This window comes from Streptomyces sp. NPDC003035, assembly GCF_042888285.1.
Lineage (GTDB): Bacteria > Actinomycetota > Actinomycetes > Streptomycetales > Streptomycetaceae > Streptomyces.
Map to the genome: position 1 here is coordinate 314,800 of NZ_JBIAPJ010000009.1, position 12,994 is coordinate 327,793.

At 71.2% G+C, this 12,994-nt stretch carries 12 protein-coding genes; 4 read left to right on the top strand and 8 right to left on the bottom strand.

The window, feature by feature from the left end; all coding sequences use genetic code 11:
- Window positions 1-183: 183 nt before the first annotated feature.
- The 5 genes from ACFYV5_RS28335 to ACFYV5_RS28355 all read right to left on the bottom strand — a co-directional run bounded on the left by ACFYV5_RS28335 (window position 184) and on the right by ACFYV5_RS28355 (window position 6,498).
- Window positions 184-1,641, bottom strand: coding sequence for an aldehyde dehydrogenase family protein (locus ACFYV5_RS28335; protein ID WP_389173022.1), 1,458 nt, complete (start codon window positions 1,639-1,641; stop codon window positions 184-186).
- Window positions 1,638-3,374: an amidohydrolase family protein gene (locus ACFYV5_RS28340; RefSeq protein ID WP_389173024.1), complete on the bottom strand. Its 1,737-nt coding sequence runs from the start codon at window positions 3,372-3,374 to the stop codon at window positions 1,638-1,640. Before ACFYV5_RS28340 ends, ACFYV5_RS28335 begins: the two co-directional genes overlap by 4 nt.
- A 196-nt stretch (window positions 3,375-3,570) precedes the next feature.
- Window positions 3,571-4,695, bottom strand: coding sequence for an LLM class flavin-dependent oxidoreductase (locus ACFYV5_RS28345; RefSeq protein ID WP_389173026.1), 1,125 nt, complete (start codon window positions 4,693-4,695; stop codon window positions 3,571-3,573).
- Between the two features lie 106 nt (window positions 4,696-4,801).
- Window positions 4,802-5,563 (bottom strand): glucose 1-dehydrogenase, encoded by a 762-nt coding sequence (locus tag ACFYV5_RS28350; protein WP_355113665.1) that lies wholly within the window; start codon window positions 5,561-5,563, stop codon window positions 4,802-4,804.
- Between the two features lie 17 nt (window positions 5,564-5,580).
- A complete protein-coding gene (locus ACFYV5_RS28355; protein ID WP_389173029.1) occupies window positions 5,581-6,498 on the bottom strand; it encodes an LLM class F420-dependent oxidoreductase in 918 nt (305 codons plus the stop codon).
- Between the two features lie 158 nt (window positions 6,499-6,656).
- Here ACFYV5_RS28355 and ACFYV5_RS28360 point away from each other — a divergent pair, with 158 nt between their 5' ends.
- Together ACFYV5_RS28360 and ACFYV5_RS28365 are read left to right on the top strand one after the other, a co-directional pair.
- Window positions 6,657-6,878: a type II toxin-antitoxin system VapB family antitoxin gene (locus tag ACFYV5_RS28360; RefSeq protein ID WP_355113669.1), complete on the top strand. Its 222-nt coding sequence runs from the start codon at window positions 6,657-6,659 to the stop codon at window positions 6,876-6,878.
- Window positions 6,875-7,285 carry a PIN domain-containing protein gene (locus ACFYV5_RS28365; RefSeq protein ID WP_355113671.1) on the top strand — a complete coding sequence of 137 codons (411 nt, stop codon included), beginning with the start codon at window positions 6,875-6,877 and terminating at the stop codon, window positions 7,283-7,285. Before ACFYV5_RS28360 ends, ACFYV5_RS28365 begins: the two co-directional genes overlap by 4 nt.
- An 11-nt stretch (window positions 7,286-7,296) precedes the next feature.
- Here ACFYV5_RS28365 and ACFYV5_RS28370 read toward each other — a convergent pair whose 3' ends face one another.
- On the bottom strand, window positions 7,297-8,514 hold the full coding sequence (locus ACFYV5_RS28370; protein WP_389173031.1) for an amidohydrolase family protein: 1,218 nt from the start codon (window positions 8,512-8,514) through the stop codon (window positions 7,297-7,299).
- Between the two features lie 153 nt (window positions 8,515-8,667).
- Between ACFYV5_RS28370 and ACFYV5_RS28375 the strand changes: the two genes are divergently transcribed.
- Together ACFYV5_RS28375 and ACFYV5_RS28380 are read left to right on the top strand one after the other, a co-directional pair.
- A complete protein-coding gene (locus tag ACFYV5_RS28375; RefSeq protein ID WP_389173033.1) occupies window positions 8,668-11,628 on the top strand; it encodes a BTAD domain-containing putative transcriptional regulator in 2,961 nt (986 codons plus the stop codon).
- A gap of 203 nt (window positions 11,629-11,831) precedes the next feature.
- Complete coding sequence (locus tag ACFYV5_RS28380; protein ID WP_389173035.1) at window positions 11,832-12,032, top strand: hypothetical protein; 201 nt, start codon at window positions 11,832-11,834, stop codon at window positions 12,030-12,032.
- A gap of 252 nt (window positions 12,033-12,284) precedes the next feature.
- Here the strand turns inward: ACFYV5_RS28380 and ACFYV5_RS28385 are convergent, their stop codons facing one another.
- Window positions 12,285-12,680 (bottom strand): hypothetical protein, encoded by a 396-nt coding sequence (locus ACFYV5_RS28385; protein WP_355113679.1) that lies wholly within the window; start codon window positions 12,678-12,680, stop codon window positions 12,285-12,287.
- Window positions 12,677-12,982: a hypothetical protein gene (locus ACFYV5_RS28390; protein ID WP_355113681.1), complete on the bottom strand. Its 306-nt coding sequence runs from the start codon at window positions 12,980-12,982 to the stop codon at window positions 12,677-12,679. The genes ACFYV5_RS28385 and ACFYV5_RS28390 overlap by 4 nt, the downstream gene beginning before the upstream one ends.
- Window positions 12,983-12,994: the final 12 nt, after the last annotated feature.

The window sequence follows — 12,994 nt, forward strand, 5'->3', positions numbered from 1 at the left end:
TTTACCTTGCATTGCGAGGGAGAGTGGGCCTCAACGGCATTGATTGAAAGATCGACGACCGGCTCGGGCCGACCGATTGGTAGGCGTCTCGCCACCTGTCCGCTATGCGGGAACCGCAGCAGTGCCCAAAATGTCCGTTTCAAAAATTTCCCATGGCATTTTTCGAGCCACGCGGGCAGGGGGTCAGCCGGGCCAGACCACCGCCTGCGTCTCGCTGTACGCGTGCAGGGCGTAGGACCCCACGTCCCGGCCCACACCGCTCTTCTTGAACCCTCCGAACGGCGCTTCCATGTTCCGTCCGACGGTGTTCACCCCGACGCCACCGGCCCTCAGCCGGGACGCGATACGGAATGCGCGGGCCACGTCCCCGGACCACACGTAGTCGAGGAGCCCGTAGTCGCTGTCGTTCGCCAGCGCGACGCCCTCCTCCTCGTCGTCGAAGGGGACGACCACGACGACCGGACCGAAGATCTCCTCCCGGACCACCCGCATGTCGTTCGTGCAGTCCGCGAGCAGCGTCGGCGCCACATAGAAACCGCGCCCGTCACCGACGGACGGCCGCTCCCCGCCCGCGACCACCCGCGCGCCCTCCTTCCGCCCCAGCTCGACGTACGCCTCTACCCGGTCACGGTGGGCCGCCGAGATCACCGGGCCGACCACCGTGCCCCGCTCCGTCGGATCGCCGACCTTCATGAAGGCCAGATAGCCGGTGAGCTTCTCGATCAGCCGCTCGTAGATCCCGCGCTGGGCGAGCACCCGCGTCGGGGCCGTACAGATCTGTCCGCTGTAGAAGGAGAAGGTGGTGCCGATCCCCATCACGGCGGAGTCGAGGTCGGCGTCGTCGAGGACCAGCGCCGCGCCCTTCCCGCCCAGCTCCATGAGCTGCCGCTTCAGCTCCCGCCCGCAGACCTCGCCGATGCGCTGCCCCACGGCCGTCGAGCCGGTGAAGGAGACCATGTCGACCGCCGGGGAGTCGACGGCCGCCTCACCGACGGCGGTGCTCGTCCCCGTGACGACGTTGACGACGCCTGCGGGGACGCCCGCCTCCTCCAGCGCCCGGGCCATCGCGAACACGGAGAGCGGGTCCTGCGGGGCGGGCTTCACCACGACCGTGTTGCCCATGGCGAGCGCCGGGGCGATCTTGCCGGCCGGATTGGCCCAGGGGTTGTTGTACGAGGTGATGCAGGTGACCACCCCGACCGGGCGGCGCACCGCGACCGCGCCGAAGACCCCGGCCTTCCCCATGGGTCCGGCCTCGTTGATCTGCGGGGGCAGCGCCTGCTCGACCGGCTCCAGGGCGCCGCGCGCGTACCGGCGGAAGCGGGCGGCACCGACGGCGACCTGCATCCCGCGCGCGGTGCCGGTCGTCGCCCCGGTCTCCGCCTGGGCCAGGGCCGTGTTCACCTCGGCGTCGCGGGCCATCAGGTCCGCGGCCCGGTCGAGGATCGCGGCCCGTTCCTCCGGTGTCGTACGGGACCAGGTCGCGAAGGCCGCCCGGGCGGCGTCCGCCGCCTCGTACACCTGGTCCGTGCTCGCCTCGGGAGCGAGTCCGACGACCTCCTCGGTGGCCGGGTTGACCACCTCGTAGTGCCCGCCGTCGGGCTCGACCCACTCGCCGCCGATGAACAGTCGCTGCGTCACCTGGTGCTCACCGTCCTCGTGTCGCGGCCCGAGCGCAGCACCCTGCCGGGGATCGCGCCGGTCACCTCGTCGTCGCGGAGGGTCTCCACGCCGTTGACCCGGACCGAGACGATGCCGATCGCCCGCGAGTCCAGCCGGGGGCTGTCGCCGGGCAGGTCGTGCACCAGGGTCGCCGGGCCCGCGTCGATCCGCTCGGGGTCGAAGAGGACGAGATCGGCGTGGAAGCCCTCCGCGATCCGCCCCCGCTCGCGCAGCCCGAACAGCCGGGCCGGGTCGTCGGTGAGCATCTTCACCGCCTGTTCGAGGGGGAGCAGCTTCCGGCCGCGCAGACAGTCGCCGAGGAAGCGGGTGGTGTACGGGGCCCCGCACATGCGGTCCAGGTGCGCACCGGCGTCGGAGCCGCCGAGCATCACGTCCTCGTGCTCCCAGGTCTCCCGGCGCAGAGCCCAGGACGCGGGGTCGTTGTCGGTGGGCATGGGCCACAGCACGGTCCGCAGCTCGTCGTTGGCGCAGATCTCGACCAGGCACTGGAAGGGGTCCTGGCCGCGCTGGGCGGCGATGTCGCGGACGACCTGTCCGGTGAGCCCCCGGTTCTCCTCGGAGTACGTGTCGCCGATGACGTACCGGCCGAAGTCCGCCAGGCGGCGGAAGACGCCGGCCTCCTTGGAGTCGGCGCGGCGCAGCATCTCGGCCCGGGTGGCGGGGTCGCGGAGCCTCGCGATCCGCTCGGGGACGGGCAGGCCCAGGATCTCGCCCCAGCCGGGGATGAGATTGAGGGCGCAGAAGGTGCCGAGCGACATGTTCATGGGGGTGAGGATCGGCATGGTGAGGGCGACGATCCGGCCGCCCGACTTGCGGGCGCGTTCGGAGGCGACGAGCTGGCGCGGGACGCGCTCGGGGACGGTGGCGTCGATGGTGAGGACGTTCCAGTTCAGGGGCCTGCCGGCGGCGGCCGTCATCTCGACGAAGAGGTCGATCTCGTCGTCGGAGAACTGGTCGAGGCAGCCGGCCAGGATCGCTTCGAGCTGGGTGCCCTCGTGCTCCCCGACGGCCTTCGACAGGGCGATCAGCTCGGCGGGGGCGGCGTGCCGGGAGGCGACGGGGGCGCCGTCGCCGTCGGAGTGGGTGGAGGACTGGGTGGTGGACAGACCCCAGGCGCCGGCGTCCATCGCGTCGTGGAGCAGCGCGACCATGCGGGCCATCTGCTCCTCGGTGGGCTGCCCGCCGACGGCGTCGGCCCCCATCACGTACCGGCGCAGCGCGCAGTGCCCCACCATGAAGCCGGCGTTGACGGCGATACGTCCTTCGAGGGCGTCGAGGTACTCGCCGAAGGACGACCAGCTCCAGTCGACGCCCTCCTCCAGGGCCTTGAGGGCCATGCCCTCGACCTTGGACATCATGCGGCGGGTGTAGTCGGCGTCCTCGGGCCGGTCCGGGTGGAGGGGCGCGAGGGTGAAACCGCAGTTCCCGCCGGCGACGGTGGTGACGCCGTGGTTCATGGAGGGCGTGGCGAAGGGGTCCCAGAAGAGCTGGGCGTCGTAGTGGGTGTGGGGGTCGACGAAGCCGGGGGTGAGGACGAGGCCGGTGGCGTCCTCGGTGGTCCTCGCCTCCTCCTGGACCGTGCCCGGCTGGGCGAGGACGATCCGCCCGTCGCGTATGCCGACATCGGCGACGCGGGCGGGGGCACCGGTCCCGTCGACGACGGTGGCGCCCTTGATCAGGTGGTCGAGCATGGGGTCCCTTCCTTCGTACGCCGGACATGCCCCGGCCGGGGACGGGGCAGCCGGCCGCGGCTACGACGTCCCCGGCCGGGGCTGACACGGGACGGCGATCCGGGAAGACACCGTCCCGAGCTGTGCCGACGCCCCCGGGACCCGCGCTGTACGAGGCCGTGACGTGGACGCACGTCGGGGCGCGGGGGCGCGCCCGTCAGGTACCGGCCTGCTGCCGGAAGCGGGTCGTGCGGTGGACCGGGTCCGTGTCGATCTTGGGGATCACGTGCTCACCGATCAGCTTGATCGTGTTCATCGTGTCCTCGTACGAGATCCCGATCGGCAGCCCGAAGGAGAGCTGGTCCGCCCCGGCCTGCTCCCAGCGCTTGCACTGGCGGGTGACCTCCTCCGGGTCGCCGCAGATCATCAGCTCCTCCGCGATGAGGAGTTCGATGATCTCGGCGCTGTACTCCGGCAGCAGCTCCGGCCACTCCGGCACGCCCTCGGGCCTCGGGAAGGTGTCGTGGTAGCGGAAGAGCAGCGACTGCAGGTAGTTGAGCCCGCCGCCGACGGCGATCTCGACCGCCTTCTCATGGGTCTCGGCGCAGATCGCGGTCGAGGTGACCATGACGTTGTCGTTGACGAAGTCGCCGACGGCCCTGGCCTCCTTGATCGCCGTCTTGTACGAGTCGACGACCCACTCCATGTCGGAGACCTTCTGCACGCTGAAGCCGAGGACGCCGAGCCCCTTCTTGGCGGCCATGGCGTACGAGGACGGGGACCCGGCCGCGTACCACATGGCCGGGTGGGACTTCCCGTACGGCTTGGGCAGGACCTTGCGCGGCGGCAGGGACCAGTGCTTGCCCTGGAAGCCGACGTACTCGTCCTGGAGCCACATCTTGGGGAACTCGGCGATCGTCTCCTCCCAGATCTCCTTCGTGTGGTTCATGTCGGTGATGCCCGGCATGAATCCGAGGATCTCGTGGGAGCCGGCGCCCCGGCCGGAGCCGAACTCGAAGCGGCCCTTCGAGAGATGGTCGAGCATGGCGACCTTCTCGGCGACCTTGACCGGGTGGTTCACCGGGGCGAGGGGGTTGAAGATGCCGGAGCCGAGGTGGATCCGGTCGGTGGCGTGGGCGAGGTAGCCCAGGTAGACGTCGTTCGCCGACAGGTGGGAGTACTCCTCCAGGAAGTGGTGCTCGGACGCCCAGGCGTACTTGAACCCGGACCTGTCGGCCTGGATGACGTACTCGGCCTCCTCCATCAGCGCCTTGTGCTCGGCCTCGGGATCGGTCTCGGCGCGCTTGCCGACGTATCCCTGTACGAAGATCCCGAATTCCAAGGGGGTTCACCGTCCTCATGGTTTCTGACGTACCGTCAGATTCTCTGTGCCCGACTTTCGCACCGCCCGGTGGGCGCGTCAATACCTGACGGGGCGTCAGGTGACTTCAGAACAGGCTCACGCCGGCCAGCCAGCCCCCGTCGATGACGAACGGCTGGCCGGTGATGTACGCGGAGTCGTCCGAGGTCAGGAAGAGCGCGAGCGCCGCGACCTCCTCCGGCCGCCCGATCCGCCCGAGCGGCACGAGCGAGCGGTACAGCTCGGCCGTCGCCGCCGGGTCCACGCCCTCCGGATTGCTCATCGGGGTGTCGATCGCCCCCGGGCAGACCGCGTTGACCCGGATCCCCTTGGCCGCCAGCTCCAGGGCCGCGACCCGGGTGAGCCCGAGCACCGCGTGCTTGGTGGCCGCGTACGCGCCGACCCCCGCCATACCCGTCACGCCCGTGTACGAGGCGGTGTTGACGATCGTGCCGCCGCCCGCCGCCTCGATCTCCGGCGCGACGGTACGGATCCCCAGGAAGCAGCCGACCTGGTTGACCTGCACGATCGCCTGGAACTCGGCGAGCGGCGTCGACACCAGCTCGTTGAAGCGGAGGATGCCGGCGTTGTTGACGAGTCCGTCGATCCGCCCGAAGCGCTCCTTGGCGGCGGCGACCGCGCCCGCCCAGTCCTCCTCCCGCGTCACGTCGAGGTGGACGTACGCGGCCCGCTCCTCCCCCAGCTCCTTGGCCAGCGCCTCACCGAGATCGTCGAGCACGTCGGCGAGGACGACCCGTGCCCCCTCGGCGGCGAAGAGCCGGGCCTCCTGCTCGCCCTGCCCGCGCGCCGCGCCCGTGATCACGACGACGCGCCCGTCCAGCTTGCCCATGTCCGTACTCCCCTTCTCTAGAGGTGCGGGGCGACCTCGGCGGCGAACACCGCCATCTGGTCGGTGAGTTCGATACGGCTCCGGGAGCGAAACCGCACCTGGATCTGGTCCACGCCCATCTCCCCGTACGCGCGCAGCGACGCGGCGAGGGCCTCCGGCTCACCGGTCAGCGTCCGCCGGCCGACGTTCCAGCCGGCCCGGCCGACGTACAGGGGCTCGACGATCGCCCCGACGGTGATCGGCTCCTCGATCCCCGCCTCGGCGCGCAGCTCCTTCAGCCGGGCGATCAGCGCGGGCAGCTTCTCGCGCGGATCGCCCTGCGGGAGCCAGCCGTCACCCCTGAGCGCCGCCCTGCGCACGGCGGCGGGCGAGGATCCGCCGACCCAGACCGGCACCCGCTCCTGGGCGGGGCGGGGCCGCTGCCCGAGCTCCTTGAAGGAGAACCGCTCACCGCTGAACTCCGGGAACTCCTCCGGCCCGAGCGCCACCCTGAGCGCGTCGACCGTCTCGTCGAGAACCGCTCCCCGGCCCGCGAAGTCGGCCCCGACGGCCTCGAACTCCTCCTGTACGTGCCCCGCCCCGACCCCGAGGACCAGCCGTCCGCCGGAGAGGTGGTCGACGGTCGCGTACGCCTTGGCGGTCACCAGCGGGTGCCGCAGCCCGACGACGGCGACGTGCGAGAGCAGCCGGACGCGCTCGGTCGCGGCGGCGAGGAAGGAGAGGGTGGCGACGGGGTCGTACCAGACGGTGCTCATCGCCCCCGCGAGCCGCCGCGGAATGGCGACGTGATCGCAGCAGGCGACGTAGTCGAAGCCGGTCCGGTCGGCGGTCCGGGCGATCTCGACGAGATCGGCGGGGCCTGCGGCGGCCTCCCAGGGCTCGGCGTAGAGGGTGCTCTGGGACTGGACCGGGAGCTGCATCCCGTAGACGACCATGAGGACCCCTTAACTGACGTACCGTCAGAGAACGAAGGGGCCCCATCGTCGCCGCTGACGCACCATCAGGCAAGGGTCATGCGGAGCGCGGGAGTCGCGGAGGCAATGTTGATGACATATGATTCTTTGTACATCACCCACACACGCGGAGGTGCGGCATGGCAGTGACCCAGATCGACATAGACGATGACGCACTGCAACGGGCCATGGCCCTGTCCAAGGCCAGGACCAAGAAGGAGGTGGTCAATCTCGCCCTCCGGTTCTACGCCGATCGGCAGGAGCGGGCGGCGCGCATCAGCCGCCACTTCGAGCGGGCACAGCAGTGGGGAGCGGTCGAGGACGCCGAGCGTCGGCACCAGGCCGAGAAGGACGCTCGGTGATCTATCTCCTCGACACGTCCGGCCTTGTCCGGCTGCTGAGCGACCCCACGCTCCAGTCCGCCTGGTACGACGCGATCGACGCCGAGGCGATCGCCTCCTGCTTCCCTCAGCGCGCCGAGTTCCTGTACAGCGCTCGAAGCAGTCGCGAGTACGACGAGATCGCGGAGATGTTCAGCGACCTCTACCCCGATGTCGCTGTGCCGAAGAACGCGGGACGCTGGATCAGCTCCGTACAGCATCGGATGGCCAGGGCCGGGGAGCACAGGAGCGCCTCGGCCGTCGACCTGATCATCGCGGCCACCGCGGCTCATCACGGGCTGACCGTGCTCCACGACGACGTCGACTACCGGACCATCGCCCGGCACGCGGCCGACCTGAGCGAACACAGCGTCCACGACATCCGGTAACCGTCAACCGGTCAGGGACACCACAGCCCCTCCGCCGTCAGCCCGAGCAGCTCGATCGCGTTGCCGCGCACGATCCGCTCCACCACCTCCGGAGCCAGGTGGCCCATCTGCGCCTCGCCGACCTCACGCGACTTCGGCCAGGTGGAGTCGGAGTGCGGGTAGTCCGTCTCGTAGAGCACGTTCCCCACCCCGATGTCATCGAGGTTCTTCAGCCCGAAGGCGTCGTCGAAGAAACACCCGTACACGTGCCCCGCGAACAGCTCCGACGGCGGGCGCAGCACCTTCTCCGCGACGCCGCCCCAGCCGCGGTTCTCCTCCCAGACCACGTCGGCGCGTTCCAGGATGTACGGGATCCAGCCGATCTGACCCTCCGCGTACATGATCCTCAGGTTCGGGAAGCGCTCGAACTTGCCGCTCATCAGCCAGTCGACCATCGAGAAACAGCAGTTGGCGAAGGTGATCGTGGAGCCGACGGCGGGCGGGGCGTCGGCGGAGGTGGACGGCATCCGGCTGGAGGAGCCGATGTGCATGGCGACGACGGTGCCCGTCTCGTCGCAGGCCCGCAGGAACGGGTCCCAGTAGTCCGTGTGGATCGACGGGAGCCCGAGGTGGGGCGGGATCTCGGAGAAGGCGACGGCGCGGACCCCGCGGGCGGCGTTGCGGCGGACCTCCTCGGCGGCGAGGTCGGCGTCCCAGAGGGGGATCAGCGTGAGCGGTATGAGACGTCCGTGCGCCTCCGGCCCGCACCACTCCTCCACCATCCAGTCGTTGTACGCGCGGACGCCGAGCAGACCGAGCTCGCGGTCGCCCGCCTCCGTGAACGTCTGCCCGCAGAAGCGGGGGAAGGTGGGGAAGCAGAGCGCCGACTGGACGTGGTTCACGTCCATGTCGGCGAGCCGGTCGGGGACGTTGTACGAGCCGGGGCGCATCTGCTCGTAGGTGATGACCTCGAGCTTGATCTCGTCCCTGTCGTAACCGACGGCGGTGTCGAGCCGGGTGAGCGGCCGGTGCAGGTCCTCGTACACCCACCAGTCGCCGATCGGCCCGTCGTCGCCCTTCGCCCCCATCACCGGCGCGAACTTCCCCCCGAGGAAGGTCATTTCCTTCAGGGGCGCCCTGACGATCCGCGGTCCGGTGTCGCGGTACCTGGACGGGAGCCGGTCCCGCCAGACGTGAGGCGGCTCCACGGTGTGGTCGTCCACCGAGATGATCTTCGGGAAGGTCTCCATGCGTTTCACCGTAGCGCTCATCTGACGGTCCGTCAGCTTCCTGGTGGGACGAATCTGTGGCAGGACTTGTGCAGACAGTCACCCGATGCTGACGCGCCCCCTCCGGACAAGGCAGACTGTCTTGGGCGAAACCAGCGGTGGGCAGGGGGAGCTATGGACCGTGAGAACGGCCCGCGAGTTCCGGAGCAACGTGCTCCGTTGACAGGTCCTGACTTTGTCGGCAACGACCTGCGCTTCGGCGTGCTCGGCCCCGTCCGCGCCTGGCGCGACGGCGCGGCCCTGCCGTCCGGCTCCCCGCAGCAGCGGGCGCTGCTCGCCGCGCTGCTGCTGCGCGAGGGGCGCACGGCCACGGCCTCGGAGCTGATCGACGCCATCTGGGGCGAGGACCCGCCCTCGCAGGCGCTGGCGGCCGTACGGACGTACGCCTCGCGACTGCGCAAGGTCCTCGACGCCGGGGTCCTGGTCAGCGACGCGGGCGGCTACGCGATCCGCGTCCCGGCCGGAGTGGTGGACCTGAACATCGCCCAGGAGCTGGCCGCCGAGGCCGAGAAGCTGCGGGCTGCCGGGGACCGGAGCGAGGCGCGCGCCCGGCTGACGAAGGCGCTCGCGCTGTGGGACGGCGAGCCCCTGGCGTCCGTCCCGGGGCCGTACGCCGAGACCCAGCGCGCCCGGCTGGAGGAATGGCGCCTCCAGCTCCTCGAAACACGCCTGGACATGGACCTGGAGGCCGGCGCGCACGCGGAGGCCGTCTCCGAGCTCACCGCGCTGACGGCCGCGCACCCACTGCGCGAGCGCCTCAGGGAACTGCTGATGCTGGCCCTCTACCGCGGCGGCCGGCAGGCGGAGGCACTGGCCGTGTACGCGGACACGCGCCGGCTCCTCGCCGACGAACTGGGCGTCGACCCCTGCCCGGAGCTCTCCCGGCTCCAGCAGCGGATCCTCCGGGCGGACGCCGAACTGGCCCGGCCTGTGGAGGAGTCCGCGCCGGCTCCCGCCGTGGCCCGGCCCGCCCAGCTCCCGGCCACGGTCCCGGACTTCACCGGCCGCGCCTCCTTCGTACGGGAGCTGGGCGACCGGCTGGCCACGGCGGAGGGTTCCGTGATGGCCGTCTCGGCGCTCGCGGGCATCGGCGGCGTCGGCAAGACGACGCTCGCCGTGCACCTGGCGCACGAGGCGCGCCCGCACTTCCCGGACGGGCAGCTGTACGTGGACCTCCAGGGCGCGGGGGCGCGGGCGGCGGCCCCGGAGACGGTGCTCGGGGCGTTCCTGAGGGCGCTCGGAACCCCCGACTCCGCGATCCCCGACTCGCTGGAGGAGCGGGCGGCGCTGTACCGCTCGACGCTCGACGGCCGCCGGATCCTGGTGCTGCTCGACAACGCCAGGGACGCGGCCCAGATCCGCCCCCTCCTGCCGGGCACGGCGGGCTGCGCGGCGCTGGTGACCAGCCGGATCCGGATGGTGGACCTGGCCGGCGCGCACCTGGTGGACCTGGACGTGATGTCGCCGGAGGAGGCGCTCCAGCTCTTCACGCGCATCGTCGGCGCCGAGCGCGTCTGTGCCGAACGCGAGGCGGCCCTGGACGTGGTCGCCGCGTGCGGCTTCCTCCCGCTGGCGATCCGTATCGCCGCCTCCCGCCTGGCCGCGCGGCGCACGTGGACGGTGGCGGTCCTGGCGGCGAAGCTCGCCGACGAGCGCCGCCGCCTGGACGAGCTCCAGGCGGGCGACCTCGCGGTCAAGGCCACCTTCGAACTCGGCTACGGCCAGCTGGAACCGGCCCAGGCCCGCGCCTTCCGCCTGCTGGGCCTCGCCGACGGCCCGGACATCTCCCTGGCCGCCGCGGCCGCGGTCCTCGACCTCCCGCCCCAGGACACCGAGGACCTCCTGGAGGCCCTGGTCGACACCTCCCTCCTGGAATCGGCGGCCCCGGGCCGTTACCGCTACCACGACCTGGTGCGCCTCTACGCGCGTGCGTGCGCGGAGCGGGACGAGCCGTCGGCGGAGCGGGAGCGGGCGCTCTCGCGGCTGCTCGACTTCTACCTGTCGACGGCGGCGAGGGTGTACGCGATCGAGCGCCCGGGCGACCGTACGGTCGCGCATCTGGAAGTCACCCACCACTCGGGCCTGGAGTTCTCGGACCACGCCGAGGCCCTGGACTGGCTGCACGCCGAGGCGGGCTGTGTGCTGGCCTGCGCCCAGCAGTCCCTGGCCCACGGATCCCTGCGCCGGGCCGTCGACCTCCTGATGGCGACGAAGGACCTCGCCGAATCGGGCGTGAACTCCCTCCGGTACGAAGTGGCGGCGGTGGCCGCACGAGACGCGGCGCGCGCGCTCAGGGACGCCCGCTCCGAGGGCCGGGCGCGCACCACGCTCTCGCAGGTGTACAGCACCGCGGGACGGTTCGACGACGCCGACGAGGAGGCCCGGCTCGCCATGGACCTCGGTCAGGCGTCCGCGGACCCGTGGACGCGTGCGAACGCACCCAACGAGCGCGGCATCCTCGCCCTGTACGAGAACCGTCATGCCGACGCCGAGGCCCATCTCTCGCGGGCACGGGACGCCTTCCGCGCCGACGCGAACAAGCCCGGCGAGGCGAGTGCCCTGTGCAACCTGTCTCGCGTACACCTCGCGACGGGGCGCGTGGCGAGCGCCGTGGAACTCGCGACGCAGGGCATCGCCATCTACGAGGAGGCGGACACCGGGCTCGCCCTGCGCCTCGCCAACGGCAAGTACGCCCTCGGCCTCGCCCTGACGGCCTCCGGACAGACCACCCGGGCACGTGCGGTCCTCACCGAGGCGCTCAGCGTCTTCCAGGAGAGCCGGCAGCAACTGTGGCACGGGATGACCCTGTTCCGGCTCGCCGAGGTCCACCTCGCCGACGGCAGGCACGCCGCGGCCGCGGCCCACGCCGAGCAGGCACTGTCGGTGCTGCACGGCATCGGCGGGGAATGGCGCCGAGCCAACGTCCTGACCGTCCTCGGCCGCGGCCTCTCGGCCCTGGGACAGACGGACCGGGCGCGCGTGTGCTGGAGCGAGGCGCTCACGGCGTTCGAGCACCTCGGCTCGCCGGAGGCCGACGACGTGCGCGTTCTGCTCCATCCGGCGGCGGTTGCCTGACCTGGACTGGGCGTTCATCAATCGTTTATCGCCGCACGGCACTCTCGTACGTATCGATCCGTCGCGTCGGGGGGCAGACGGTTCGACACGAGGCCCCACCGTTATGGTGATCGGCCCTGACGTGTCCGCCCGGCGGTCCACGGGGGAATTGCCGGGCGGACACTTCAGTCCCACAATGCCCAACGACTTCAGGAGCTGGCTCCATGGCCGACAACTTCAAGCCCACGGACTCGCACGCGACCGGCGAGGACATCGCCACCATGGACTCCCACGCCACGAGCGAGCCGATCAAGCCGCTCGACTCCCACGCGACGGGCGGGGACATCACCACCATGGACTCCCACGCCACCGGCGAGCCCATCAAGCCGCTCGACTCGCACGCCACGAGCGAGCCGCTCAAGTAGACATGAGCCGGCCCACGGGGGAGACGGGGGCCGGTTCACCATCGGGGGACGGCTGCGGCGGCGCCAACGGGGGAGCCGCCGCGGCCGTAGCCGTCCGGGAGGCCGACGTGCCGGATGCCGGGGGACGCTCGAAGGAACCAGGGGGAGACTTCGGGCAGGCGTCCGACACGTTCACGGCCGCCGCATCGCGACCGGACAGCATGAGGGAGGGGCCGGGCATCTGCCCGGCCCCTCCCGCGCGTTCGGACGTGCCTAGACGGCGCGGACCAGCACGCTCGGACCGCAGAGCTTCCGCATGTCGTCCTCGTCCGATGTGTACACGGTGGCCCGGCCCCGCTGCCGCCCCGCGATCACCGCGAGGGCCGCGTCGATGGCGTACTTGTGGCCGTGCAGGCCGGTGTTCCTCAGCAGGGAGATCGCCGCCTCCGCGACATCCTCGGTGACCGGTTCGACGACGATGCGGGACAGGAACCACTTCCAGGCGGCGTGGGGAACCTTCGCGTGGTACGCCTCGATCAGGGTCATCGAACTCGTCACCACGCGAATGCCCGCGCGGTGGGCCTCCTTCATGCGGGCCTTCATCACGGGATCGCCGAGGACGGACTTCGACAGGCCCTCGCTGTCCAGGACGTAACACACCTCGCTCATGCTGCCTCGGCCCGCCGCTCCGCCGGAGCCGGCATCTCGGCCTCCGCCCGCTGCCTCGCCTCCCGCTCCTCGTGCCAGCGCTCGATCTCGCGCCGCTCCGCCTCGGCGGCAGCCCGTTCCTCCTCCGTGACCGGGCCGTACTCCTCCTCCATCCAGGCCACCAGCTCCCCCAGCCGGTCCTGCTCCCGCTGACGCCGTATGGCATGCGTGACATACGCGCTGAAGCCGCCCGGACCCACTTCGCCACGGATCTCCTCCGCCAGTTCCTCCGGCAGGGTGACCGTGTACTTCTTCGTTGCCATACCTCCTACCAT

Excerpts from the sequence above, each read along its gene's own strand:
- ACFYV5_RS28355 (WP_389173029.1), bottom strand. The coding sequence starts at position 6,498 with ATGGTCGTCTACGGGATGCAGCTCCCGGTCCAGTCCCAGAGCACCCTC.
- ACFYV5_RS28385 (WP_355113679.1), bottom strand. The coding sequence starts at position 12,680 with ATGAGCGAGGTGTGTTACGTCCTGGACAGCGAGGGCCTGTCGAAGTCC.
- ACFYV5_RS28370 (WP_389173031.1), bottom strand. The coding sequence starts at position 8,514 with ATGGAGACCTTCCCGAAGATCATCTCGGTGGACGACCACACCGTGGAG.
- ACFYV5_RS28380 (WP_389173035.1), top strand. The coding sequence starts at position 11,832 with ATGGCCGACAACTTCAAGCCCACGGACTCGCACGCGACCGGCGAGGAC.
- ACFYV5_RS28375 (WP_389173033.1), top strand. The coding sequence starts at position 8,668 with ATGGACCGTGAGAACGGCCCGCGAGTTCCGGAGCAACGTGCTCCGTTG.
- ACFYV5_RS28360 (WP_355113669.1), top strand. The coding sequence starts at position 6,657 with ATGGCAGTGACCCAGATCGACATAGACGATGACGCACTGCAACGGGCC.
- ACFYV5_RS28340 (WP_389173024.1), bottom strand. The coding sequence starts at position 3,374 with ATGCTCGACCACCTGATCAAGGGCGCCACCGTCGTCGACGGGACCGGT.
- ACFYV5_RS28390 (WP_355113681.1), bottom strand. The coding sequence starts at position 12,982 with ATGGCAACGAAGAAGTACACGGTCACCCTGCCGGAGGAACTGGCGGAG.
- ACFYV5_RS28350 (WP_355113665.1), bottom strand. The coding sequence starts at position 5,563 with ATGGGCAAGCTGGACGGGCGCGTCGTCGTGATCACGGGCGCGGCGCGC.